The sequence below is a fragment of the Rhizobium sp. J15 genome (assembly GCF_002531825.1).
Taxonomy (GTDB): Bacteria; Pseudomonadota; Alphaproteobacteria; order Rhizobiales; family Rhizobiaceae; genus Rhizobium.
Genome location: NZ_NWSX01000031.1, coordinates 24,051 through 49,134, shown reverse-complemented (window position 1 = coordinate 49,134; position 25,084 = coordinate 24,051). Strand labels below are relative to the sequence as shown.

Below are 25,084 nucleotides of genomic sequence, written 5' to 3'. Positions count from 1 at the left end.
TTCGGAGGAACGAAATGCATTACGGGATATCTTCTAAGGCTCTTGGTCTGCTCGTCGTTCTCGGTCTGGGGGCTTTGCCCGGCCAGCCGAGCGTCGCCCAGGAGCCGATCAACATGAATGCCTACCAGCTGATGTTCGAGGAGAATTTCGACAGTCTCGACGTTTCGGCATGGGGCGAGAGAAGCTCCCGCTGGATCGCCCATACGCCCTGGAACGGCGATTTCGGTGACGCCCGCTTCACGGATCCGGCCCCGGGCTTTCCGTTCACCACCGATCAGGGAATCCTGAAGATCGAAGCGCGCAAGGGAGAGGACGGAACCTGGCGCTCGGGCCTGCTGTCGGCGGTCAACCCGAAAGGCGAGGGGTTCTCGCAGCAGTTCGGCTATTTCGAAGCGCGGATGAAGCTGCCGCCGGGCAAGGGTGTCTGGCCGGCCTTCTGGCTCATCGGACTCGACCGGTCGAAATACACCGCCGAGATCGACGTCCTGGAATATTACGGACGCGCGCCCTACGAATTCAGCATGGGCTTTCATATCTGGCGCCAGGCCCATGGCGGCCAGAACTCCAACGGCGGCTACTGGAAGACCGTCCAGGATGGAATTCTAAACAGCGAGTATCATACCTACGGCGTCGACATCCAGGCCGACAAAACGACCTTCTATCTGGATCGCGAATACCTCTGGAGCTTCGACACGCCGAAGGAATTCCACATGCCGTTCTATCCGCTGGTGAACCTGGCGCTCGGCTCGGGCTGGCCGATCGACGAAACGCCGAACCCTTCCATTCTGCTGGTCGACTATATCCACGTCTACAAGCGGAAGCCTGCCGACGCGGGGAATTGAACGAACGACCGCTTCGGCCGCTCCATCTCAGCCCAGGCAGCTGAGACCTGTTTGCGGATCGAAGAGATGCATCGCCTCCTCATCGAAGAAGAGCGTGAGCTTTTGGCTGTCGCGGATCGCCGTGCGCGGCGGCAGGCAGGCCATCAGCCGCTGGTTTCCTGCGAGCGCGGTCACGACGAGTTCGGGGCCGGTCAGTTCCGCGACCTCCGGGGTCGCCTCGATCGACGGGCCGGCTCCGTCCGTGCGGAGCGCTTCGGGACGGATGCCGAGGATCAGGTCACGGCCGTCGCCGGCCGCCTCGCGGAAACGGGTGGGCAAGGGCAGGCCGGCATCGGATCCTGAAAGCATCAGCCGGCCGTCACGCACCGTCACCTTCAGCAGGTTCATCGGCGGCGCGCCGACGAAGGTCGCGACATAGAGCGTGGCCGGATGATTGTAGATCTCTTCCGGCGTGCCCAGCTGCTCGATGCGGCCGTCGCGCATGACGGCGATGCGGCTTGCCAGCGTCATCGCCTCGATCTGGTCATGGGTGACATAGACGACCGTGGTCTTCAGCATCTGATGCAGCCGCTTGATCTCGGTGCGCATTTCCATCCGCAGCTTGGCGTCGAGATTGGAGAGCGGCTCGTCGAAGAGGAACACTTCCGGCTTGCGCACCAGTGCGCGGCCGATCGCGACGCGCTGGCGCTGGCCGCCGGAAAGCTGGCTCGGCTTGCGATCGAGGAGGTTTTCGATCTGCAGGAGCTTGGCGGCGTCGCGCACCGCCTTGTCGCGCTCGGGCGTCGGCACTTTTCGCATTTCCAGGCCGAAGCCGATGTTCCGCTGCACCGTCAGATTGGGATAGAGCGCATAGGATTGAAAAACCATGGCGATGTCGCGGTCCTTCGGGTGCACACCGAGCACCGACCGCCCGCCGATCCTGACATCGCCGCTCGTCGCCTCGGCAAGGCCGGCGATGATGTTGAGCAGCGTGGACTTGCCGCAGCCGGAGGAGCCGAGCAGCACGAGGAATTCGCCGCTTTCCAGCGAAATGTCGATGCCTTTCAGCGTCTCCACCTCGCCATAGGTCTTGCGGATATTTTCGATGTCGAGCGCGCTCATCGCACGGTCTCCTGTTGGGATGACGGACCGTAGCTGCGGGGAAGGGTGGAGATGGCACGCGAGGCAACCTGCGTTCCGGCCGCCAGGCACGAAGCCAGCGGCTTGCCGTCTGCCAGTGCTGCCAGGAAACCGGCGTTGAAGACATCGCCGGCGCCGATCGTATCGACGACGTTGACGATGGGCGCGGCTACCGAGACCGGGAGGCCATCCGGCCCGATCGCGATGGCGCCATCCGGGCCGCGCTTGACGACGACGATCGCGCCCTCCGGCATATGCGACCTGATCTCACGGGCGGCCTCGACCGGATCGTTGACGCCGGCAAGCGTCGTCGTCTCGACCTCGTTCAGGAGGGCGATGCCGCTACGGGAAAGCCAGGCGCGGGCGGCATCGCAATTTTTTTCGGTCCAGCCGTCGAGCGGCCAGCCGGTATCGAGCGCGACGGTGATGTCGTGGCTGTCGGCCCAGTCGAAGAAGGCGTCATATTCGCTCGCCAGGTCGTCGGTCAGAAAGCCGCCGCAGAGAAGCGCGTAACCGCCGCGCAGCCTTTCGCCGTCGATGACGGCGAATACGTCCGCGAGGCTGAAGCGCGGCAGATGGCCGGTCGTCGTGAAGAAGGTGCGCTCGCCGTCCGGATGGGTGATGCCGACGGAAAGCGTCGTTTTCTCGGGGCGTACCGGCCAATTCTCGGAACGATGGCCGAAGGCTTCCGCCAGCCAGCGGCCGAACTGGTCGCTGCCGATATTGGCGGCAATCTCGAATTCGATGCCGAGCGCCTGCCAGGCGAGCGCGCTGTTGCCGGCTGATCCGCCGACCCTGAGCTCGTCATGATCGACGATGATTTCCGTGCCGGCCTTCGGCCAGGGGGCGGCCGGTCCGAGGATGAGATCGACATTGACGTTGCCGATGACTGCAAGCGGCCGCATTCATTCACTCCGGGTAATCTTGGTGGAACGGACCGGCGTTCCGGCATTCTCCACGCGGGTTTCGGCAAAAGCGATCATCAGCCGCTGGGCGACCGGCAGCATGGCGAAGATCGCCGCAAGGCCCGTCGCCGGGGCAAAACGGATCGTCACCGCTCCCGCGACGGGGGCGTCGTTCGAGGCGTCGAACAGGATGACGGGCGCGCCGGTCTCGACGGCGGACACCGCCATTGCGGTGACGAGGCCGGCGGTTTCGTCGAGACCTCGGAACAGCACGACGCCGATCTCCGGCCCCAGCATCTCCATCGGGCCATGGCGCAGCTGGCCGCCTTCGAGCGAGAAGCAGGGGCGGCGCGAAAGTTCTGTCAGCCCGAGGGCCAATGCCTCGGCGACGCCTTGCAGGCGGCGGCCGGAGGTGACGACGGTCGACACTGTTTCGAGTGCGGCAAGCGCCGCTGTGATGTCATGGTCTTCGGGCGCCTTGAGGACGGCAAGTGCGGCTGCCGGATCTTCGCCGAGGGCGGAAAGGATTGCCAAATGCAGGGCGAAGGTCACCGTCAGGCTGCGGGTAGCGGCGAAAGCGAGCTCGGTGCCGCCGCTGCCGACCAATGAGGGGGCGGTTCCGGCGAGGAAGGAACTGCCTTCGAGCGTCAGGCCGAAGGTTTCCTCAGTGCCGCCGGTCTCGTTGAACCAGCGCACCACTTCGGCGCTTTCGCCCGATTGTGAGGTGACGAAGACCGTCCTGCCGGCGATCGGCAGCGGCTGGCCGAGCTGTTCGGAGAGCGGCAGGGCGACGGCATCGATGCCGAGGGCACGGTAGAGCGGCTCGACGGCGCGGTTGACCGCATGCGAGCCGCCCATTCCGAGCAGAAGCAGCCGGCCGGTCTTCTCAAGCGAGGCGGCGGCTCTTGCCGCCATGGGTGCCGCGGCTTCATAAGAGGCAATCGCATCGGCGTGCTGGCGCGCCATTTCGCGATCGATCGCCGCAAGTCCGGCGGCCCGGCTTTTCTCCGTTGTCATGTTCATCCCTTGACACCGCCGCTGGTGAGCCCCGAAATCAGGGCGCGTTGCATGACGAGACCGATCAGCACCGGGGGCAGGGCGGCGAGCACGCCTGCCGTGGCGATCAGTCCGTAATCGGAAACGCGGCCGCCGGCGAGATCGGCAATGGCGACGGTCAGCGTCTTGGCGCGCTGGTCCGAGGTGAAGAGCAGCGCATAGAAGAATTCATCCCAGGCAAGCAGGAAGGCAAAGAGGCTCGATGTCGCGACCACGGGGGCGGCGAGCGGCAGGGTGATGATCCTCAGCGTCTGGAACAGGCCGGCGCCGTCGATCATCGCAGCGGATTCGATCTCACGCGGGATGGAATCGAAGCCCGATTTCATCAGCCAGGTGGTGAAGGGCGCCAGGATGGTAAGATAGACCAAGGCGAGGCCGAAGACGTTGTTCAGCATGCCGAGATGGGAGAGACCCATATAGAGCGGTACGGCGAGCGCCACCGGCGGCAGCATGTAGGTGGCGATCACCATCGACAGCGACCAGCCGACCGAAGGCGTGCGCGACACCGCCCATCCGGCCGGAATGGCAAGAGCAATGGCGGCGATCGTCGCCATGCCGGCCACCTCGATGCTGTTGCGCAGCGACGAGGTGAAGGCGGCGCCGGCGCTGTTTTCCAGCGTCGACAGCAGGACTTGGTATCGGGAGAAATCCGCCGCCTGCGGCCACCAGCGCAGCGGCTTTGCCGCAAGGTCGGCGGCCGGCGAGATGCTCATGATGAAGAGCCACAGGATCGGCGCCAGGATGACGGCGGCAAGCAGGAGCGCGCAAAGATGGATGAAAGCGGAAAAGAGCGGGCTCTGGCGTTCCATCAGGCGGCACTCCCGGCGGTCTTGCGCACCAGGGCGGCGTAGCCGGCGGCAAGCAGCGTCACCAGCAGCGTGACGATCAAGGCCAAGGACGCGCCCGAGCCCGCCCGCTGGAAGGAGAAGGCTTCCTGATAGACGAGGATCGAGAGCGTGCGGGTGCTGTTGGCCGGGCCGCCACGGGTCATGACCCAGATGATGTCGAATACCTTGAAGGCCTCGATCGTGCGCAGCACGAGCGCCACCATCAGCGGGCCGGCGAGATAGGGCAGGATGACGAAGCGGAAGCGGGCGAAGGGGCCGGCGCCGTCGACGAGCGAAGCGGCGGTGATATCGCGCGGCACGGCCTGGAGCGCGGCAAGCGCGATCAGCGCCACCAGCGGAAAATTCTTCCAGCAGTCGGCGACGATGAGGGCGGCGAGCGCGGTGCCCGGCTCGCCGAGCCAGGAGCGATAGGCATCGAGCAGGCCGAGCTGCGTCAGCGCGGCGTTGAGCGCACCGTATTCCGGATTGTAGATCAATCGCCAGAGCGTGGCGTTGACGACGGTCGGCAGCGCCCAGGGCAGGATCATCAGGGCGCGCAGCGCCGTGCGGCCGCGGAACTGCTGGTTCAGCAGGAGGGCGGCAAGCACGCCGATCACCATCTCGGCGGCGACCGAGACGATCGCGAACCAGGCTGTGGTGACCAGCGTGCGCTGGAAATTCGAGCCGGAGAGCATCTTCACGTAATTGTCGATGCCGACGAAATTGCCGCCGGTGCCGACGAGCTTGGCATCGGTGAAGGAGAGGCCGACGGTATCGACCAGCGGCCAGCCGATGACCCAGATCATGACCACGAGAAGCGGCAGCATCAACAGCCACGCGCGCGTTGTCAGCCATGTGCCCGACATCGAGGCGACCCTTTTTCATTCTTAGGTTATTGGAATCGAGCCGGGCGACGACAGGCGCCGCCCGGGGTTCATGCCGGGCTCAGAGGCCGCTGTTTTCGGCGGCCGACTTCAGCGCGTCCTCGGGCGTCGACTGGCCGAGCAGCGATTCCTGGATCGCCTGCTGCAGCGCCGTCGAAAGCTCCTGATATTTCGGCGTCGTCGGGCGCGGATACATGGCGGCGAGGCCAACCTTGGCGGCCGAGATCAGCTCCTCCTGGCCCTTGGTAACGGCCGGGTCCGCGTAGGAGGAGGCCCAGATCGGCAGGCTGAGCTTGGCGTAGGCGTTCTGTGTCGCCTGCGACGTCATGAAGGTGATGTATTTCCAGGCCTCGTCGGGATGTTTGCTGGCGGAGGTGATGCCGAGGCCCATCGAGCCGTTGACGGCCGAAGCCTCGCTCTTGCCGGCGACACCCGGCGCCGGCACGACGCCGACCTTGCCTGCGACCTTGCTGTCCTTCGGGTCGTTGGCCATGTTGTACATGTAGGTCCAGTTCAGCGCGAAGGCGGCATCGCCGTTCTGGAAGACCTTGCGGACATCCTCTTCCAGGAATTCCTTGGAATTCGGGTTCGTCAGGCCGGATGTATAGCTCGAGACCATGTATTTCAGCGCATCGAGGCCGCCGCCGGTCTGGAAGGCCGGCTTGCCGTCCTTCAGGAAATCGCCGCCATAGGCGCTGACGAGCGTGGTGTAGTCGCAAACCGCGGCTTCGGCCTGCGACCAGCTCCAGGCGATCGGGGTGGCGAGCAGGCCCTTGTCCTTGATGGTCTTCGCCTGTTCGGCCAGTTCGTCCCAGGTTTTCGGCGGGGCCTTGATGCCGGCCTTTTCCAGGATTTCCTTGTTGTAAAACAGGTATTTGGTGTCGAGGATCCACGGCATGCCGTAATATTTGCCGTCATACTGCACGGTGGTCCAGGCGCCCGGCAGCACGCCCTTCTTCGTCTCCTCGGTGATGCGGGAGGAGACGTCGACCAGCACCTTGTTGGTGGCGTATTCGGCCGGCCAGATGACGTCGAAAAGGACGACGTCGTAACCGCCGCCGGAACCCTGCGCCAGCACGGTCTTGTCGTGCAGGCCTTCATAGGGAACGAATTCGAGATTGACCTTGATATCCGGGTTCGCCTTGGCGAAAGCGTCGGTCATGGCGCGCACATCGGCCTCGCTGTAGGCGGCCTGCGCCATGAACAGCGCGTTGAGCGTCGTTTCGGCGAAAGCATGCGGGGCAAGGGATGCGCCGATCAAGGCCGCACCCAAAAGCGTCTTGTTCAAGGATTTCAGCATTGCAGCCTCCAGTTTTTGACATTTACGCATGGCCGAGGGCGGATTTTCCGCCATCGGTTTTCGAGAAGGCACGCGTGAGAAAAAACGTGCCGGTTCGTGATCTCGGAGCGTCGTTGGAAGCCCTGTGCGGCTTCTTGCGTTCCCTGGAACTCTTCGGTCCCTTATTAAGTCAATTGTCTTGACTTATTACTTCTTCAACATTCTACTGGAGTCAAGAGGCAATTGCACATGAATGACAGCAGGCCGATCAGGGCCAAGAGCGGCACCAATCACGAAGGCACCAGCGCGCATAACCGGCGTGTGATGATCGACGCCCTGCGGATCAACGGTGCGCTCTCGCGCGCCGATCTGGCGCGGGCGACGCGGCTGACCAAGCAGACGGTGTCGAATATCATCGAGGAGCTCGAGCGCGACGGTCTCGTCAGTTCGCAGGAGGCGGTACGAAAGGGCAGGGGCCAGCCCTCGACGCCGTATCGGCTCGTTCCCGAGGGCGCCTTTGCGATCGGCCTGCAGATCGACCGGCATGTGACTCGGGCGGTCGCCGTCGATCTCGTCGGCAGCGTTCTCGTGCGCGCCGAGGCCGGTTTGCCGCCCGGAGGCCCGTCGACAGGCGCGAAGGTCATTCTCGATCTCGTCGCCGGCGTGCGTTCGAAGCTCGCCGCGATCGTCCAGCAATCGGAGACGCGGCTGGTCGGCCTCGGCGTCGCGATGCCCGGTCCCTTCGGGATCGACGGCAGCGGCGACGATCCGTGGATGATGGAGGCCTGGCAGAAGTTTCCGCTGCTGGAGACCCTCACCGCAGGCACCGGGCTCGATGTTGGCCTGCAGAACGATGCGGCCGCAGCCGCGACCGCCGAGCGCATGGTGGGAGCCGCCCACGGCCTCGATCATGCCGTCTGCCTCTTCGTCGGCTACGGCATCGGCGCCGGCCTCATCCTGAACGGTGAACTCTACCGCGGCGCCAACGGCAATGCCGGCGAGATCGGCATGGCGCTGCTCTTTGCCGACGGCAAATCGACGCCGCTCGAACACCGCGCCTCGCTCGCCTCGCTTTACCAGCATCTGTCGGCCGACCCCGCCGACCCCGATCTTCATGCGCGCATCGACGACCTCGCTTCGAGGGGCGATCCGAGCATCGAGGCCTGGATCGGGGCGGCGGCGGCGGATCTGCGCTGGAGCATCCATTTGATCGAAACGATCTTCGATCCGCAGACGGTGATCCTCTGCGGCAGTGCGCCGGAAGGGCTGGTGAACAGGCTGATTGCGGCGATCGGGCCGCTGCTCCCTTCGATCGCCGAAAGGCGCGGCCGCACCCTGCCGCGCCTGCAGCCCGGCATGGCCGATCCCTGGTCGGTAGCGCTCGGGGCGGCCGCCGGACCGATCAGCCGGGCGTTCGATCCGCATTTTGCTGCAATTTTGAAGGATCCCCGCTGATTTCGAGGCTGAAACCGAGCGTTGCACAGCAGTGCAACAGCAGAAAAATGGCCTTCTTTGTAAGTTTCAAGCGACCATTGCCAGTGAATAAAGAGGTTCTGTCGAAGTATAGGCAAATATTGAAAATCGTTGAAATTTATAGGAATTCTGGTATAGATATAACTATTCGGCAGTGCGCTGGGGTGGTTGGCAAGGCTTCTCTCAATATAGCCTTCAGCCGTGGCAAATAACATCCGCATGAAGGTTTCGTGACGGCACGATTTCGGTTGTTTCATGTCATGGAATATTCATTGGCCGCGGCAATTTGGACCAGCTAATAGGGCGTGCGCTGAAAGTGCGCGTCTCTTTTACGTTCGAGGTTCTCATGCAAGCCAAGCTTCTCGGCGCCGTCGGCGCCCTTCTCGCTACAGCGTTTCTCGCTGGCCCGGCTGCCGCCGCCGAAAAGACCAAGATTGACTTCTGGTTCGGCAATTCCGGTGACATCGCAAAGCGTGTCCAGGAACAGTGCGATCGCTTCAACCAGTCGCAGGCCGATTACGAAGTCGTCTGCACCAGCCAGGGCAGCTACGACGCCTCCCTGCAGAACACCATTGCCGCCTTCCGCGCCGGCAAGCAGCCGACCATCGCCCAGGTTTCCGACGCCGGCACGCTCGACATCATGCTTTCCGGCGCCTACTACCCGGCAAACAAGCTGATGGCCGACATGGGCTACACCGTCGACTGGAACGATTACTTCTCGGGCATCGCCGGCTACTACGCCACGTCGAAGGGCGAGATGTATTCCTTCCCCTTCAACTCCTCGACCGCTCTGCTCTACTGGAACAAGGACGCCTTCGCCAAGATCGGCAAGGATCATGCTCCGGCGACCTGGAAGGAAGCCGGTGAGGACTTCAAGGCTCTGAAGGATGCCGGCTATGCATGCCCGCTCGCCTTCGACATCTCCAACAACGAAGTCTGGCAGTACGTCGAGCAGTTCGAAGCCGTCAACGGCGAGCCGATCGCCACGAAGAAGAACGGTTTCGAAGGCCTCGACGCCGAGCTTGTCTTCAACAAGAACCCGCTTCTCGTCAGCTACATCAAGGACCTCAAGTCCTGGTACGACAACAAGCTCGCCGTCATCAAGAACAAGGCCGTCGGCCAGACCTTCGTCGAAGCCTTCGCCGCCGGCGACTGCCAGGTCATCCTGACCTCGGTCGGCGACCACGGCAATATCGGCCGCACCGCCAAGCAGGGCATGAACTGGGGCGTTGCCATGCTCCCGACCTATGGTGACGCAACCCGTCACAGCTCCTATGTCGGCGGCGCTTCGCTCTGGGTTCTGAAGGGCCATTCGGACGCCGAGTACAAGGCGGCAGCCGCCTTCTTCAACTTCATCGCCAAGCCGGAAGAAGCCCTGACCTGGTCGACGGTTACCGGCTATATCCCGGTCCGCAACTCCGGCTTCGAATATCTGAAGAAGCAGGGCTTCTACGACAAGGCGCCTTACGCCGGCCGCGAACTCGCCATTCAGAGCCTGACCGTTTCCCCGGCTGGCGATGCAGCGGCCAAGGGCATCCGTCTCGGCGGCCTGCTGCAGGTCCGCACCGAGATCGCCAACAGCCTGCAGGCCATCTTCGTCAACAATGCCGACGTCCAGGCCTCGTTCGACTCGGCCGCCGAACGCGGCAACCAGCTCCTGCGCCGCTTCCAGCAGACCTACAAGAACGTTCAGCTCCCCTGATCGCCTGATCGAGCCGCACCCGGTCCGCCTCGCGCGCCGGGTGCGTCTTTGTAAGTTCTCCCCATCAGTCGCGGATGCGCGCTGCCGCCCGCGCCTGACGTCAAACCAGGCGAAAACGACCACCCATGGAAAAGCGCGTCACTTTCTCCTCGACGACGATCGGCCTGCTGTTCGCATTCCCGATGCTGCTGCTGATCTTCGTCTTCTTCTACTGGCCGAGCGCGCAGGCGCTCTATTGGGCATTCACGCTCGAGCAGCCATGGGGCGGCGGCAATGCCTGGGTCGGCTTCGACAATTTCAAGCTGCTGCTCAGCGATCCGATCTATTGGGAATCGATCACCCGCAGCATGGTCTTCGGCTTCAGCTCGACGATCATTGCCATGGGGCTGGCGCTCATCCTGGCGCTTTTGACGGATCGCGAACTGCGCGGCCACAAGATCTACCGGTCGGTTTTCATCTGGCCCTATGCGATCGCCGCGCCCGCTCTCGGGCTCGCCTTCCGCTTCATCCTGGCGCCGGAGGCCGGCCTTCTCTCGGTCATCAACCATGTCTGGCCGGGGCTCTGGAATCCCGCGCTCGACGGCAAGGACGCGATGATCGCCGTCATCGTCGCCTTCTCCTGGAAATATATCGGCTATAACTTCATCTTCTTCCTCTCGGCTCTGCAGGGCATTCCGCGCTCGCTGATCGAAGCGGCCGCCATGGACGGGTCGGGGCCGCTGCGCCGCATGTGGGACCTCCAGCTGCCGCTGCTGACCCCGACCTTGTTCTTCCTGCTGGTCATCAACATCACCGAAAGCTTCCAGGATTCCTTCGGCATCGTCGACGTCATGACGCAGGGCGGCCCGGCGCGCACGACGGAGCTGATGGTCTACAAGATTTATTTCGACGGTTTCCGGGGCCTCGATTATTCGGGCGCTGCGGCGCAATCCATCATCCTGATGCTGCTCGTCGTCATGCTCACCATCTTCCAGTTCCGCTTCATCGAGCGGCGCGTGCACTACAAGTGAGGTCGCGGACATGATCGAACGCACGCCGATATTCAACTTCATCTGCTACACGCTTCTGGCGCTCGGCATGGTGATCGCGCTCCTGCCTTTCGTCATCGTCATCATCGCATCGACGCTCGATCTGGAGACGGTCAACCGCGTGCCGCTGCCGCTGACGCCGGGCTCGCATTTCTGGGACAACGCCCGGGAAGCCTGGGTGCGCGCCGATCTCGGCAACAAGCTGCTGCACAGCATCATCTTCGCCACGTCGGTCGCTGCCGGCAAGGTCATCCTTTCCGCCATGGCGGCCTTCTCGATCGTCTATTTCCGCTTCCGCGGCCGGCACCTGATTTTCTGGATCATCTTCATCACGCTGATGCTGCCGCTCGAAGTCCGTATCGTGCCGACCTATTCGATCGCCGCCAATGCGCTGCAGCCTTTCCAAACGATCCTCGATGTCACCGGCATCAGTTGGCTCGTTGCACAGATCACCGGGATCCAGATCAAGCTGGAATGGGGCCTGCTGAATTCCTATACCGGCCTCGTGGCGCCGCTCGTCGCCACCGCGACCGGCACCTTCCTCTACCGGCAGTTCTACCTGACGGTTCCCGATGAGCTTGCGGAGGCTTCGAAGATGGACGGATCGGGGGCGGTCCGGTTCTTCTGGGACATTCTGTTGCCGCTGTCGCGACCGAACATGATCGCGCTGTTCACGATCATGTTCGTCTGGGCATGGAACCAGTATCTCTGGCCGCTTCTCATCACCACCGATCCGAATTTCGGTATTGCGGTGACGCAGCTCAAGACCTTGATCCCATCCGAATTCGGCCTGCCTGACTGGAACGTCGCCATGGCGGGTACACTTATCATCATGTCGCCGCCGCTCGTGCTCGTCATCCTGATGCAGCGCTGGTTCGTGCGTGGCCTCATCTCCACCGAGAAGTGAAGGAACAGTTCTGTGGCACCGATCTCAATCCGTGATGTGAAGAAGAGCTACGGCAAACATCCCGTCGTTCACGGCGTCGACCTGGAGATCCAGTCCGGCGAATTCATCGTCATCCTCGGCCCTTCCGGCTGCGGCAAGTCCACGCTCTTGCGCATGATCGCCGGCCTCGAGGAAATCAGCGGCGGCGAAATCGCCATCGACGGCCGCGTCGTCAACCAGCTGGAGCCGCGCGAGCGCGGCTGCGCCATGGTGTTCCAGAACTACGCGCTCTATCCGCATATGACCGTGGCCCAGAATATCGGCTACGCCCTGAAGGTCGCCGGTGTGGCGAAGGCGGAGCGGGAGCGACGCATTGGAGAGGTCGCCAAAGCGCTCAGCCTCGAACCCTTCCTCGACCGCCGGCCGGCCGCGCTTTCCGGCGGCCAGCGCCAGCGCGTCGCCATGGGCCGCGCGATGATCCGCGAGCCGAAGGTGTTCCTCTTCGACGAGCCGCTGTCGAACCTCGACGCCAAGCTGCGCATCGCCATGCGCGCCGAAATCCGCCGCCTCCACCGGCGCCTCGGCGCCACCTCGATCTTTGTCACGCATGACCAGACCGAGGCGATGACGCTCGCCGACCGGCTGGTGGTGATGAATGGCGGCAGGGTCGAGCAGGTCGGCACGCCGGAAGAGGTCTATCATCATCCGGTCTCGCGTTTCGTCGCCGGCTTCGTCGGCACCCCGGCGATGAACCTGCTCGAAGGCACGATCAACGACGAGGGCGTCTTCGTCTATGATCAGAGCCGCAAGATCGCGCTGCCGCGCGAACGCGCCGCGAGCCTGAAGGGAAAGCGCGTCGTGCTCGGCATGCGCGCCGAGGCCGCCCGGCTGGTGGCGCCGGATGCGCCCGGCGCTTTGATCGCGACGGCCGATTTCATCGAAGAGCTCGGCGCGAGCCGTGTCGTTCATGCCGATTTCGACGGGCTGCCTTTTGCCGTGGCGCTGACGGAAGTCGTGACGGTGAAATCGGGCGATCAGATCGGCATCGCGATCGATCACAATGCAATCCACCTCTATGCCTACGATACCGGCCGTATCATCGAGAATTCCGCCATGAGCAGCGCCGCCACGGTTCACGCGTAACGGATATCAGCGATGGATCGGATCGATCCAGGGAACGTCTTCCGGTTTTTCCACCGGCTCGATATCGAGATTGACGACGACGGGCTCCTGGCCTGAGCGGACGAGCACGCATTCCAGCGTCTTGTCACGGCTGGCGTTGATCTCCTGATGCGGTACATAGGGCGGGACATAGATGAAATCGCCAGGCCCGGCTTCGGCGGTATATTCCAGATGCTCGCCCCAGCGCATGCGGGCCTTGCCCTTGACCACGTAGATAATGCTTTCGAGATCGCCGTGATGGTGGGCGCCGGTCTTGGCGTTGGCATGGATCGTCACCGTGCCGGCCCAGATCTTCTCGGCGCCGGCGCGCGCATTGTTGATCGCGGTCGCGCGGTTCATGCCCGGCGTCTGCGCGGTGTTGGGATCGAGCGAATTGCCGGGAATGACCTTGACGCCATGTTCCCGCCAGTCGATGTGAGAATGCTCGTGGTTGCCGCTCATGCCTTGCCTCCATCTTTGATGTAAACAATCTAGGTAGGCGCGGCCCGCCGGCCAAGCGGATTTATCTTCAAGGAAAGCATTCACCCGATGAGCCATCTCCCGCAGATCGATTACGACGCCGCTTCGCAAGAGGTTCGCGCGGCGCATGATGAAGAGATCAGGCTGCGCGGGCGCATGACCAACATGAAGCGGACGCTCTTACATTCGCCGGTCGCCCATCGCATCTATGCCGAGTGGTTCACGCTGCGGGCCGAGCTCGATCCTGTCATCAGCGATCGGGAGGTCTGGATCTTCTCGCATGCGATCTCGAAGGCGGCGAAGTCGAAGATCGCCATCACCTTCTTTCGCCGGGCGCTGATCGGCAAGGGTTTCGACCCCGATGCGCTGGAGCTTTCGGAAACGGAAGCGCTGCTCGACGCCTTCGGCAGGGCTGTTGTCACCGATTCCAATGCCGTTCCGGCCGATCTCTGGGCCAAGCTGAAGGAGCGCTACGAGACCAAGACGCTCGTCGATCTCGTCGCTTTCGCCGGCATCATGCTGGCGACCGCCGTCTTCAACAATGTCGTCGAGGTCGAGTTCGATCCCGAACTCGAGGCCTTCGCAGAAGGCGCCAATTCGAGCTAGCCGCCGAGCGAGGCGATCGCGGCCTTGACGGCGTCCGCACCGGATCTGGTCGGCCGGTATTCGAGGCCGACGGCGCCATCATAGCCGTTGGCGAAGATCCAGTTGAGGCGGTGGGCGAGGTCGATGCCGCCGGAGCCCGGTTCGTTGCGGCCGGGATGATCGGCGACATGGACGTGGAAGACGCGGTCGAGACGGCCGTTCAGCACCTCTTCGGTGCGTTCGTCCATCACGGCGGAATGGTAGATATCATAGACGATGCCGATCTCGGGACGGGTGACGTCATCGACGATATCGAGCCCTTCGCGGGTCGAAGCAAGGAAATAGCCGATGTGGTCGATGCGGGTGTTGAGCGGCTCGACGCCGAGGCGCACGCCGCTGCCTTCGAGGATATCGGCGCCGGCTTTCAGCGTTTCGGTGAGCGCCTGGCGCTGCGCCTGCTGGGTGAAGCCGGGAAGATCGTCGCCTGCCTGGGCGATCAGCACCGGCGCGCCGAGACGCCTGGCGACGGCGGCGGACTCGGCAAGGCCCTTGAGCCAGGCCTGCCGGTTGGCGGCGTCGGTCAGCGCGATCATCGGTTCGGCAACGAGGCTGGTGACGGCAAGTCCGGTTTCATCAAGCGCCGCCTTGATCGCGTCCAGGTCCTTGTCGGTCCAGCGCCAGAATTCGACCGCCGTCAGGCCGCCGGCATGGGCGCGGCGGATGCGATCGGGAAAACTGCCGGCCTCTTCGGCAAACAGCCACTCTATGCAGGCTGAATAACGTCGCATGAAACTCCTCCGATCGGTCGATGCAGACATGCGCCAGATCGAAGCCTGCCGCAAGGCTTGACGCCCGGATTCATTGGCGGAACACTCGCCCCATCGGGCCGGGCTCGCCGGCGCTTCTGGAGGAAGATATGGATCTCGGATTGAAGGGAAAGATCGCGGTCATAACGGGCGCATCGGTCGGCATCGGGCTGGCGATCGCCGAGGGGCTGGCGGCTGAGGGCACGGATCTCGTGCTCGCCGCGCGCGGCGGTGAGCGGCTGGAGGCGGAAGCCGCCCGCATTGCCGAGAAATACGGCGTCAGCGCCACCGCCGTTGCCGCCGACGTCGCGACGGCAGCAGGAACGGAGGCGATCATTGCTGCGGCCGCAGAACGGGGCGGGGCCGATATCCTCATCAACAACGCCGGCACCGGATCGAACGAGACGGTGATGGAGGCGCCGGACGAGAAGTGGCAGGCCTATTGGGACCTGCACGTGATGGCCGCCGTGCGGCTGGCGCGCGGGATCGCGCCGCAGATGAAGAAACGCGGCGGCGGGGTGATCCTGCACAATGCCTCGATCTGCGCCGTCCAGCCGCTCTGGTACGAGCCGATCTACAATGTCAGCAAATCGGCGCTGATGATGTTTTCCAAGACGCTGTCGACCGAGCTCATCCCCGACAACATCCGCGTCAACTGCATCAATGCCGGCCTGATCCTGACGCCGGACTGGATCAAGACCGCCAAGCAACTGACGGCCGAAAGCGGCGGCAACTGGGAAGGCTATTTGCAGAGCGTCGCCAACGAGCATGCCGCCTCCAAACGTTTCGGCACGCCGGAGGAGCTGGCAAACGTCTTCGTCTTCCTGAGTTCGGAGCGGGCGAGCTACTGCATCGGCTCGACCTATTTCGTCGATGGCGGCATGCTGAAGACGATCTGACAAAGCAGCGCGGGCGGCAGGGCCGGGGCTGCAATCGAGCGGCGCCCGGAATGTCGCCGCGTAGCCGCCGGAGGGGTAGGCGGATGTTGCCAATATAAGCTATAAATAATAGCTATTTTGTTGTATGTTCACGCTTTTGACGCTATTTGCCTGCTATTATCAGGGTGAATACTGCGATCTCCACAGGGCGACGACGATGCTGACGAAAAAGGGAAAATACGGGCTGAAGGCGCTGGTCGATCTGGCGCGGCTGGCGCCAGGAGAAACCGCCTTCATTAACGACATCGCGTCACGCAACAATATCCCGAAGAAGTTTCTCGACACGATCCTGCTGGAACTGCGCAATGTCGGCATCCTGCGCTCGAAGAAGGGACCGGGCGGCGGCTATTCCCTGTCGCGGCCGGCTTCCGAAATCCGCATCGGCCACGTCATCCGCACATTGGACGGCCCCCTGGCGCCGATCCGCTGCGCCAGCCGCACGGCTTTCGAGGCCTGCGATGACTGCGCCGATCCGGAAACCTGTCAGGTGCGGCGCTCGATGACCGATGTCCGGGACGCGATCGCCGCCATTCTCGACAATATGAGCCTCGAACAATTCGTTTCCGGCGGCGGCCGCATCGAAGGCGACAAAGAGGAATTTCCCATCTCCGCCGCCAGCTGAGATCTCGTCGCTTCAAGCCTCGCCCAGCTTCGCCATATGATCGCCGGCCGTCCGCAGCAGCCGGTCTCGCGGCAGCGACAGCGCGTGGATGCGGGCATTGCGCCAATGGCGGTCGAGATTGAGCCCGATGCCGGCCGATATCTCCCCCGCAAGTTCGAAGAGCGCATTTGCAGTGCCGAGCGCCGTATCGCCTGCCATGATTGCGGCAGCCGAAGCGGAGAAATGCGCATCCGCGGTCGCGGCCTCTCCGGAATTGACCTGGGCGATATCGAGCTTGCGGCCGGCCCGTTCGAGCGCTGCCGCCGTCGTTTCGATGCGGACGGCGTGCTGGCCGAGCGGCGCAAGGATGGCGCTGCGATCGCCGATCGTGGTCAGCAGGTCGCTCAATCCGGCACGCGCGATGCCGAGGCTGACGCCGGCCTTGAGCAGCAGGCCAAGCGAGATGCCTGTCGAATATTCGGAGGCAGGAGCGGGCCCAATCGCATCGGCATTGACATGGAGCTCGGCGACGATCGCCGTCGCCGATCCATTGGTGCGCTGGCCGAAGCCATCCCAATCATCGACCGCCTGAACATTGTCGTCGCCGCGGGCAAGATAGAGCGTGACCGGACGGCCGGGCGGGGCGGTGGCGGCAGCGGCGACCCAGTCGGCAAAGAGAATGCCGGGCGCCTGGCGCGTGCGCCCGCTTACACGGTAGCCCGGGCCTTCGGCGGTCAGGCTGGCGGCGTCGTCGAAGGTGGCGGCCGCGAAGCGGTCGCCGAGCAGCACGCGGGCAAACAGCGATGTTTTCAGATCCTCGGAGGCCTGGGTGCGGATGTTCTCCAGCACGCAGAAATGGTTTCCCAGCGCCTCGCCGATCGAGGCATCGCCCTCGGCGATGATCGCGACGATTTCGGCCAGCAGGGCGTTCGAGACGTCGAGCCCTTCATATTCGGGCGGAACGGTGATTGCCGTCAGCCCCGATGCCGACAGCGCGTCGAGCTCGGCGTGCGGCAGGATGCGGTTGACGTCGCGTTCGCTCGCCTGACGCCGGAATGCGGCGGCGAGATCGCGGGCCATGGATATCGCCTCCTCTTCGCTTTCGATGCGGTGCGCGGGAGGCCTGAGGCTATCATGAAGCTGCGATACCGTTCCCATCGGTCACTCTTCCTCGATGGCTACAGCAGTGAGGGATTGATCCTCGAATGATAAGGCCGGTTTTTCTACGAAACCCGAAAGCTTTGAATTTTCTTACCAACTTGATCGCCTTGTCCTCTGCTCTACTTTGGGTCAATTAGGGACAATCTGATCGGAAACATGATGAGCGACTCTCTCGCCCGCAACAGCGAGGTTTGGAAAATGGGGCGCCAGCAGAGACCGCGTCTGACGCTTGAGATTGCCGATATCCCGACCTATGCGATCGGCGATGTTCACGGCCGGTACGACCTGCTTGTGAAAGCCGAGGAGGCTATCCTGCGCGACGGTGCGCAGCTGCCGGGGCGCAAGCTGATCGTGATGCTCGGCGATTACATCGATCGCGGCCCTGAGTCGGCGCAGGTCATCAGCTATCTGATGGAGCCGATGCCCGATGGTTTCGAGCGCATCTGCCTTGCCGGCAACCACGAAATCGCCATGCTCGACTATATCGACGGCTGGGCCTCCTATGACGACTGGATGCGCATGGGATCGGCGGAATTGCTCAAATCCTATGGCCTCGATCCGGAGCATCTGCCGCTGATCTTCCCATCCGGTGCGCAGCTCGACGCCTTCATCCGCCATTCTCTGCCGCGGACGCATATCGATTTCATGCGGGCGATGCCGGTGATGCTGGACACGCCCGATGTGCTCTTCGTTCATGCCGGCATCGATCCGACGGTGCCGCTTGCCGCCCAGACGGACGAGGACCTGGTTCTCATCCGCCATCGCTTTCTCGAAAGCAGGGTGCCCCTGCCGAAGCTCGTCGTCCACGGCCACACGCCGAACGATGAGCCCGACATCCGGCCGAGGCGGCTCAATCTGGACACGCGCGCCTTTCGCAGTGGCAAGCTCACCGTCGCCCGCTTCTGGCGGGGCCAGGTGCATCTGTTTTCCACCTGACCCGCCGTTTTAGACGGTCTCTCTTTCAACCGGCACCGCCTCGACCGGCTTTTCAGCCGTTCGGCTGCGGCGCCGGCCGCGCAGCACGACGTAGAAGACCGGCGTCAGGAACAGGCCGAAGAGCGTGACGCCGAGCATGCCGGAGAAAACGGCGGTGCCGAGCGACTGGCGCATTTCGGCGCCGGGACCGGTGGCGATGGCGAGCGGCAGAACGCCGAAGATGAAGGCGAATGCCGTCATCAGGATCGGGCGCAGGCGAAGGTGGCTGGCCTCGATGGCGGCCTCGACCGGCGATTTGCCTTCCTCTTCCGCCTGTCTTGCGAACTCGACGATCAGAATGGCGTTCTTGGCCGCAAGGCCGATCAGCACGATCAGGCCGATCTGCGTCAGAACGTTATTGTCCATTCCTCTCAGCGAAACCCCGATCAGCGCCGCGAGCACCGCGAGCGGGACGATGAGAATGATCGCCAGCGGCAGAACCCAGCTTTCATATTGAGCCGCCAGCGCCAGGAAGACGAAAATGACGGAGAGGGCGAAGATATAGACGGCGGTATTGCCGGTATGGGTCTCCTGATAGGCGAGTTCCGTCCATTCGAAGGTCGTTCCCGGCGGCAGGATCTTGGCCGCCAGTTCCTCCATCTTCTTCAGCGCATCGCCTGTCGAGGTGCCGGGCGTCGGATTGCCCTGAAGCGGCACCGAGACATACATGTTGTAGCGCTGCACGAGGGCCGGGCCGCTGGAATCCTGGATATCCATCAGGGTGCCGAGCGGCACCAGTGCGCCGGTCGCCGAGCGAACCTTCAGGGCGAGAATGTCTTCCCTGTCCATGCGGTATTGCCGGTCGGCCTGGGCGCGCACCTGGTAGACGCGGCCGAACGCATTGAAATCGTTGACGTAGGCCACGCCGAGATTGATCGACAGCGCGTTGAAGATGTTGGGGATCGGCACGTTCAGGAAGCGCGCCTTGTCGCGGTCGATCGACAGGAAATATTGCGGGCTTGCATCGGAGAAAGTCGTAAAGACGCCGGTCAGCCCCTCGGTCGTTGCCGCCGCTCCCATCATCTGGCGGGCAAGGCCGAGCACGCGCGTCATGTCGGGGTTTTCAAGATCGGAAATCTGCATCTTGAAGCCGCCGGAATTGCCGACGCCGCGCACGGAGGGCGGCGGAATGGCGATGATGAAGGCTTCCTGGATGCTTTGCAGCTTGCCGAAGAGTTCGCCGATGATCTTGTTGGCGTTGTCTCCGCCTTCCTCGCGTTCGGCGAAGGATTTGAAAGGAACGAAGACGACGCCCGAATTCGAGGCATTGGTGAATGTCGCCCCGCTGAAGCCGGCGAATTGCACGGCGTTGCCGACGCCGGGCACGGTTCGGGCGATGTCGCCCACCCGTTTGACGACGGCATCGGTGCGCGCGAGCGAGGCGCCGTCGGGAAGCTGGACGACGACGATCGCGTAGCCCTGGTCCATGGTCGGGATGAAGCCTGAAGGAACGCGGGTGCTCATGTACCAGGTCGCGCCGAGAAGACCGACGAAGGCAAGCATCGAGCAGGTCAAACCTACCCAGCTGCTGACCAGGTGACGGACGGTCCAGGAATAGCCGGAGCTCATCCGGTCGAAGCCGCGGTTGAAGCCGTTTGCAAGGCCCGTTCCGAGGCGCGATGCGATGCTTCTGCGCTTGTTCTCGTGATCGTGGGGTTTCAGCAATATGCCAGCGAGCGCGGGTGACAGCGTCAGGGAGTTCAGCGCCGATATCGCGGTGGTGACGGCGATCGTGACGGCGAACTGCCTGTAGAACTGGCCTGAGATGCCTGGGATGAAGGCCGTCGGCACGAAGACCGCGATCAGCACCAGGGAGATGGCGATGACCGCGGTTCCCACTTCGTCCATGGTGACGTGAGAGGCCTCTTTCGGCGTCATGCCGCGCGCCAGATTGCGCTCGACATTTTCCACCACGACGATCGCGTCGTCGACGACGATGCCGATCGCCAGCACGAGGCCGAAGAGCGTCAGCATGTTCAGCGAAAAGCCGAAGGCCAGGAGCACGGCGAAGGTGCCGATCAGCGAGACGGGAATGGCGACGATCGGTATGATCGCGGTCCGCCAGGATTGCAGGAAGACGAGGACGACGATCGCCACCAGAATGGCCGCTTCGGCGATGGTCTTATAGACCTCATTGATCGAAGCCGAGATGAATTCGGTCGTGTCGTAGACGATGCGATACTCCAGACCCTCCGGGAAGTTCTGGGAGATGTCCTTCATGATCGTCTGGACCTGATGGGCGGTGTCGAGGGCATTGGTGCCCGGCCGGGCGAAAATGCCAAGCGCAACAGCGGGATCGTTGTTGAGATAGCTGTTGGTGACGTAATCCTGCGCGCCGAGTTCGATGCGGGCGACATCCTGCAGCTGCACGAGCCGGCCGGCTCCCGTCGATTTGACGATGACGTAGCGGAATTCGCGCGCGTCGGAAAAGCGTCCGTCCGTTCGCACCGTATATTCGAAGGCGTTCCTGCCGGTCACCGGCGGCGCGCCGATCTTGCCGCCGGAGACCTGGACGTTCTGGTCTCTCAAGGCGGAGACGACGTCGTCCGATGTCATGCCGTAGGCGGAGAGTTTTTCCGGGTCCAGCCAGATGCGCATCGAATATTGCCGCTCGCCGAAAAGCTGCACGTCGCCGACGCCGTCGAGGCGCACGAGCACGTCGCGAATGCGGTTGCGGGCGTAGTTCGAAACGTAAAGCTGGTCATAGCGATGCGACGGCGACAGAAGGTGCACCACCATCATCAGATCGGGCGAGCTCTTGTCCGTCGTCACGCCGAGCCGCTGGACTTCCTCGGGAAGACGGGGAAGCGCGATCGACACGCGATTCTGGACGAGCACCTGGACCTTGTCGAGATCGGTGCCGAGCTTGAAGGTGATCGTCAGCGACATGGCGCCGTCGGCGCTGGAATAGGAGGACATGTAGAGCATGTCCTCGACGCCGTTGATCTGCTGCTCCAGCGGCGTCGAAACGGTGTCGGCGATGGTCTGTGGGTCGGCACCCGGATAGGAAGTGCGCACGACGATGGTGGGCGGCGCGATCTCCGGATATTGGGAGACCGGCAGCTGCGTGTAGGCGATGCCGCCGACGACGAGGAAGAGGATCGAGATGACGGCCGCGAAAATCGGCCGGTCCACGAAAAAGTGCGCAAATCTCATTGTCCGGTCTCCGCATTCGCGGCTTCCGGCGGCATGTCCTGCCGCTCCTGCGGCAGTTCGCTCATCTCGGGCGTGATCGTCGAGCCCGGCCTTGCGCGCATCAGGCCGTTGACGATGATCGTCTCGGTGCCGTCGAGGCCCTCGCGGATGACGCGATAGCCGTAGAGCCGCGGTCCGGGCCGCACCGGCTTGGTCGAAACCTTGCCTTGCGCATCGACGACATAGACGACGCGTTCGTTCTGGTCGGAGCCGATCGCCTCATCCGGGACGAGGATGGCCTTGTAGGTGTTGGAGGCTGCGACCTGCACGCGGCCGAACAGGCCCGGCTGCAAGACGAGATCGGGATTTGCAAGGCGGGCGCGGATGCGAATGGTGCCGCTCTCGTTGTCGACCCGGTTCTCGGCGAAATCGAGTTTCCCCTTGAAGGGTTTGGCGGTGGGATCGGAGATCGTGACGGAGACGTCAACGCCGCCGCCGCCGAGCTGGAGGTCCGTGCCCATCTTGCGGGCGGTGTCTGCGAAATTCAGCAGGCGGCGCTCGTCGACGTCGAAATAGAAATCGATCGGATCGAGGGAAACGATGGTGGTAAGCACCGTCTGGTCGGCCTGGACGAGGTTGCCTGTCGAGATCAGGCGACGGTCGATGCGGCCGCCGAGCGGCGCCTTGATCTCGGTATATTCGAGGTCGAGCGCCGCGCGATCGGCGGCGGCCTGCGCGCCGCGGACATTGGCCTGGGCGGAATCGAATTCGCGGCGGCGATCGTCGAGCGTCTGAGCGGACTGGCTGCCGCTCGAAGCCAGCGACTGGGCGCGCTTATACTGCGCATCGGCGAAGACAAGGGTGGACTGCGACGCTTCGAGCGCGGCCTTTGCCTGGTTGAGCGCGGTTATGAACGGCCGCTGGTCGATGACGAAAAGCAGGTCGCCCTGCTTGACCAGGGCGCCATCCTCGAAATGAACTTCCTGCAGGTAGCCGCCGACGCGCGAGCGCACGGAGACCTCGTCGACCGGCTGGAAACGCCCGATGAATTCGTCATTATCGACGACATCGCGCACGACAGGCTTTGCGACGGTGACGGGAGGCGGGGCGGAGGGAGCGCCCTGAGCCATTGCGGCCAAAGGCATGAACGTGGCGATGCAGCCGAGCATCAATATCCGTCGAAGCGCGTAAGTCATACCGGTCCCTCCAATCTCGACGGCCGATCGACTGCCGCCGAACCTAAGATGAAGTGATGCTATTCATGTCTTGCTGCTGTGGACGGAAGCCTTAGAGCATGATGCCGAAAAGTGTGAGCGGTTTTCGGACGACATCATGCTCTAACTCTTTAAGTTAGAACAGGATTCAGATTTTAGGCCAACCGGGCCTGAAATCATCCTGTTCTAGCTTCCGTGATTTCCCCCGGCGCCCGATCGATGGAAGGGAAGGCCGGCACGCGATGCACAATGGAAAAATCGTAATGCTGTGGAACGGGATATAAGCGGCAGCGGCGAAAAATAGCAAATGCCAATTATGTCAAATTCCGGTTTCCACCAAAACGTCATGGCGCACATCAGCTCTCGACGATCTCGTCGCGGCCGGGTGGCAGGACGGCGAGTTCGGCCCAGTCGAGCTCCTGCTCCAGCGTGTGGAAGACATCGTCGTCGATCTCGCCGGCGCGGCGCATCACCGCCAGTTTGCGGCGTTTCGCGGTGATGATGTTGCGGCGCTGCTTGTCGAGCCTGCTGACCTCGCGGGGGTGTTTTCCGTCGACGGCGATCTCGCGCTCGGAAGTATAGACCTCGCGCAGAATGCGGGTGGATTTGTCCTCGCCGTCAAGCTCGGCAAGCGCTGCATCGATGAGCGCGATGCGGGCTTTGGTGAGATCGCGGTCCAAGGATGTGTCCGGATCGAATTTCAGGAAGCGGATCAACGGCCCGAGCGTCAGCCCCTGGACGATGAGCGTGCCGAGGACGACGGCAAGGGCGCTGAGCAGGATGATGTCGCGGTCGTGGAAGTCGATCGGCAGGGCGAGCGCGGTCGCCAGCGTCACGAGGCCGCGCATGCCGCACCATCCGGCCAGCAGGCTCGTCGCAAAGGTGGGAACGGCTTGTTTCGTTCGCCCGCGCGCGGCGAGATAAGTGATCGCGCGATTATAGAGAAGCACCCAGATCAGGCGGACGACGATGACGGTGACGAAGACCGCCATGGCCAGGGTGATTGCGAAGTCGAGGCGGCCGGGATCGATATCAACGACGATTTGGCGAACCTGCAGGCCCATCAGCAGGAAGGCGAGCACGTTGAGCAGGAAGACCGCGGCTTCCCAAACCGAATAGGAATGGATGCGGTGGCGGGCCGACTGCCGCTCAGGCATGTAGCGGGCGATCACCATGGCATAGACGACGATGGTCAAAATCGCCGAAAGGTGCAGTCGCTCGGCGATGATCCATGCGCCGAACGTGGCGACGAATTCGAGCAAGGTGCCGCCGAGCGTGCCCGCGAGTTTGACGCCGACGACCATGTAGAGACGGCCGAGGAGATAGCCGAGGAGGATCCCTCCCGGCACTGCAAGCGCCAGCTGCGCCAGGGCGCCGCTGAAGAAGGCCGGGCTCGAGGCGGCCGCTACCGCGGCGCTGAAGATGAGGAGCGCGACCGCGTCGTTCAAAAGGCTCTCGCCTTTCAGAACCACGTAGGTCTGGCGCGGCAGGTCGAAGCGGTCGAGCATGGCAGTCGCCGCTGCCGCATCGGGTGGCGCGACGATGGCGCCGAGGGCCAGGGCTGCGGCAAGCGGCAGGCCAGCCGTCGTCATGGCGACGGCGGCGACCGCGACGGCCGTCAGGATGACGGCGATGGCGGCGAGCGAGAAGAGCGGCAGCCAGTTGCGCCTCAACGTTCGTGGCGGCAGGTCATAGGCGGCGTCGAAGAGGACGGGCGCGATCAGCAGCGCCAGCGCCAGTTGCGGGTCGATGGCGACCTCGGGCGCCCAGGGTACGGCGGCGACGATGATGCCGGCGATTGCCAGCATCGTGGGATAAGGGATGCGGAATTTCCGGGAGAATTGCAGGAAGACGATCGCCACCAGAAGCAATGTCAGCATGCTTTCGAAGAACGCCATCGAGCCCTCCTGCGCGCCTCCGGCGGAGGCGATCTCCATCGGAAATTAGGGCTGAGGCCGGCCTGCGGCCACCGTACGAAGCCAGTCTCCTTGCGGCGGCTGCGGCATTTTGGCCGCGGCTGCGGAATC

22 protein-coding genes are annotated in these 25,084 nt (G+C 63.3%); 10 read left to right on the top strand and 12 right to left on the bottom strand.

What is annotated here, in order from left to right:
- The first annotated feature begins 14 nt into the window (after window positions 1-14).
- Window positions 15-842: a glycoside hydrolase family 16 protein gene (locus tag CO670_RS22835; protein ID WP_097592306.1), complete on the top strand. Its 828-nt coding sequence runs from the start codon at window positions 15-17 to the stop codon at window positions 840-842.
- A gap of 27 nt (window positions 843-869) precedes the next feature.
- Here CO670_RS22835 and ugpC read toward each other — a convergent pair whose 3' ends face one another.
- The 6 genes from ugpC to CO670_RS22805 all read right to left on the bottom strand — a co-directional run bounded on the left by ugpC (window position 870) and on the right by CO670_RS22805 (window position 6,933).
- The gene (gene ugpC / locus CO670_RS22830) at window positions 870-1,943 is read right to left on the bottom strand and encodes a sn-glycerol-3-phosphate ABC transporter ATP-binding protein UgpC (protein WP_097592305.1); all 1,074 of its coding nucleotides are present in this window, start codon (window positions 1,941-1,943) and stop codon (window positions 870-872) included.
- Complete coding sequence (locus tag CO670_RS22825) at window positions 1,940-2,866, bottom strand: PfkB family carbohydrate kinase (protein ID WP_097592304.1); 927 nt, start codon at window positions 2,864-2,866, stop codon at window positions 1,940-1,942. The genes ugpC and CO670_RS22825 overlap by 4 nt, the downstream gene beginning before the upstream one ends.
- Window positions 2,867-3,889: an SIS domain-containing protein gene (locus tag CO670_RS22820; RefSeq protein ID WP_097592303.1), complete on the bottom strand. Its 1,023-nt coding sequence runs from the start codon at window positions 3,887-3,889 to the stop codon at window positions 2,867-2,869.
- Complete coding sequence (locus CO670_RS22815) at window positions 3,886-4,731, bottom strand: carbohydrate ABC transporter permease (RefSeq protein WP_097592302.1); 846 nt, start codon at window positions 4,729-4,731, stop codon at window positions 3,886-3,888. Before CO670_RS22815 ends, CO670_RS22820 begins: the two co-directional genes overlap by 4 nt.
- Entirely contained in the window at window positions 4,731-5,615 is an 885-nt protein-coding gene (locus CO670_RS22810) for a sugar ABC transporter permease (RefSeq protein ID WP_097592301.1), read from the bottom strand. Before CO670_RS22810 ends, CO670_RS22815 begins: the two co-directional genes overlap by 1 nt.
- A 79-nt stretch (window positions 5,616-5,694) precedes the next feature.
- A complete protein-coding gene (locus CO670_RS22805) occupies window positions 5,695-6,933 on the bottom strand; it encodes an extracellular solute-binding protein (protein ID WP_097592300.1) in 1,239 nt (412 codons plus the stop codon).
- Between the two features lie 228 nt (window positions 6,934-7,161).
- On the opposite strand from CO670_RS22805, the gene CO670_RS22800 reads away from it, so the two are divergent.
- The 5 genes from CO670_RS22800 to CO670_RS22780 all read left to right on the top strand — a co-directional run bounded on the left by CO670_RS22800 (window position 7,162) and on the right by CO670_RS22780 (window position 13,144).
- Window positions 7,162-8,367 (top strand): ROK family transcriptional regulator, encoded by a 1,206-nt coding sequence (locus CO670_RS22800; protein ID WP_097592299.1) that lies wholly within the window; start codon window positions 7,162-7,164, stop codon window positions 8,365-8,367.
- A gap of 364 nt (window positions 8,368-8,731) precedes the next feature.
- Complete coding sequence (locus CO670_RS22795) at window positions 8,732-10,087, top strand: extracellular solute-binding protein (RefSeq protein ID WP_097592298.1); 1,356 nt, start codon at window positions 8,732-8,734, stop codon at window positions 10,085-10,087.
- Window positions 10,088-10,212: 125 nt separating this feature from the next.
- Window positions 10,213-11,097, top strand: coding sequence for a sugar ABC transporter permease (locus CO670_RS22790; protein ID WP_097592297.1), 885 nt, complete (start codon window positions 10,213-10,215; stop codon window positions 11,095-11,097).
- Window positions 11,098-11,107: 10 nt separating this feature from the next.
- The gene (locus CO670_RS22785) at window positions 11,108-12,022 is read left to right on the top strand and encodes an ABC transporter permease subunit (RefSeq protein WP_097592296.1); all 915 of its coding nucleotides are present in this window, start codon (window positions 11,108-11,110) and stop codon (window positions 12,020-12,022) included.
- A gap of 12 nt (window positions 12,023-12,034) precedes the next feature.
- The gene (locus tag CO670_RS22780) at window positions 12,035-13,144 is read left to right on the top strand and encodes a sn-glycerol-3-phosphate import ATP-binding protein UgpC (protein WP_097592295.1); all 1,110 of its coding nucleotides are present in this window, start codon (window positions 12,035-12,037) and stop codon (window positions 13,142-13,144) included.
- A gap of 6 nt (window positions 13,145-13,150) precedes the next feature.
- On the opposite strand, the gene CO670_RS22775 is transcribed toward CO670_RS22780, so the two are convergent.
- The gene (locus CO670_RS22775) at window positions 13,151-13,624 is read right to left on the bottom strand and encodes a cupin domain-containing protein (RefSeq protein ID WP_097592294.1); all 474 of its coding nucleotides are present in this window, start codon (window positions 13,622-13,624) and stop codon (window positions 13,151-13,153) included.
- Between the two features lie 87 nt (window positions 13,625-13,711).
- On the opposite strand from CO670_RS22775, the gene CO670_RS22770 reads away from it, so the two are divergent.
- Window positions 13,712-14,248 carry a hypothetical protein gene (locus CO670_RS22770; RefSeq protein WP_097592293.1) on the top strand — a complete coding sequence of 179 codons (537 nt, stop codon included), beginning with the start codon at window positions 13,712-13,714 and terminating at the stop codon, window positions 14,246-14,248.
- On the opposite strand, the gene CO670_RS22765 is transcribed toward CO670_RS22770, so the two are convergent.
- Window positions 14,245-15,015 (bottom strand): TIM barrel protein, encoded by a 771-nt coding sequence (locus CO670_RS22765; protein WP_097592292.1) that lies wholly within the window; start codon window positions 15,013-15,015, stop codon window positions 14,245-14,247. The genes CO670_RS22770 and CO670_RS22765 overlap by 4 nt on opposite strands.
- A gap of 128 nt (window positions 15,016-15,143) precedes the next feature.
- On the opposite strand from CO670_RS22765, the gene CO670_RS22760 reads away from it, so the two are divergent.
- Together CO670_RS22760 and CO670_RS22755 are read left to right on the top strand one after the other, a co-directional pair.
- Entirely contained in the window at window positions 15,144-15,932 is a 789-nt protein-coding gene (locus tag CO670_RS22760) for an SDR family oxidoreductase (RefSeq protein WP_097592291.1), read from the top strand.
- 196 nt (window positions 15,933-16,128) lie between these two features.
- Window positions 16,129-16,593 (top strand): Rrf2 family transcriptional regulator, encoded by a 465-nt coding sequence (locus CO670_RS22755; RefSeq protein ID WP_088687100.1) that lies wholly within the window; start codon window positions 16,129-16,131, stop codon window positions 16,591-16,593.
- Window positions 16,594-16,605: 12 nt separating this feature from the next.
- Here CO670_RS22755 and CO670_RS22750 read toward each other — a convergent pair whose 3' ends face one another.
- A complete protein-coding gene (locus CO670_RS22750; protein WP_097592290.1) occupies window positions 16,606-17,730 on the bottom strand; it encodes an acyl-CoA dehydrogenase family protein in 1,125 nt (374 codons plus the stop codon).
- Between the two features lie 162 nt (window positions 17,731-17,892).
- On the opposite strand from CO670_RS22750, the gene CO670_RS22745 reads away from it, so the two are divergent.
- A complete protein-coding gene (locus CO670_RS22745) occupies window positions 17,893-18,669 on the top strand; it encodes a metallophosphoesterase family protein (RefSeq protein ID WP_176539003.1) in 777 nt (258 codons plus the stop codon).
- A 9-nt stretch (window positions 18,670-18,678) separates the two neighbouring features.
- Here CO670_RS22745 and CO670_RS22740 read toward each other — a convergent pair whose 3' ends face one another.
- The 3 genes from CO670_RS22740 to CO670_RS22730 form a co-directional block, all read right to left on the bottom strand.
- Window positions 18,679-21,864, bottom strand: coding sequence for a multidrug efflux RND transporter permease subunit (locus tag CO670_RS22740; protein WP_097592289.1), 3,186 nt, complete (start codon window positions 21,862-21,864; stop codon window positions 18,679-18,681).
- Window positions 21,861-23,039 (bottom strand): efflux RND transporter periplasmic adaptor subunit, encoded by a 1,179-nt coding sequence (locus tag CO670_RS22735; protein WP_097592288.1) that lies wholly within the window; start codon window positions 23,037-23,039, stop codon window positions 21,861-21,863. Before CO670_RS22735 ends, CO670_RS22740 begins: the two co-directional genes overlap by 4 nt.
- Window positions 23,040-23,413: 374 nt before the next feature.
- A complete protein-coding gene (locus tag CO670_RS22730) occupies window positions 23,414-24,955 on the bottom strand; it encodes a cation:proton antiporter (protein ID WP_097592326.1) in 1,542 nt (513 codons plus the stop codon).
- Between the last annotated feature and the right edge of the window lie 129 nt (window positions 24,956-25,084).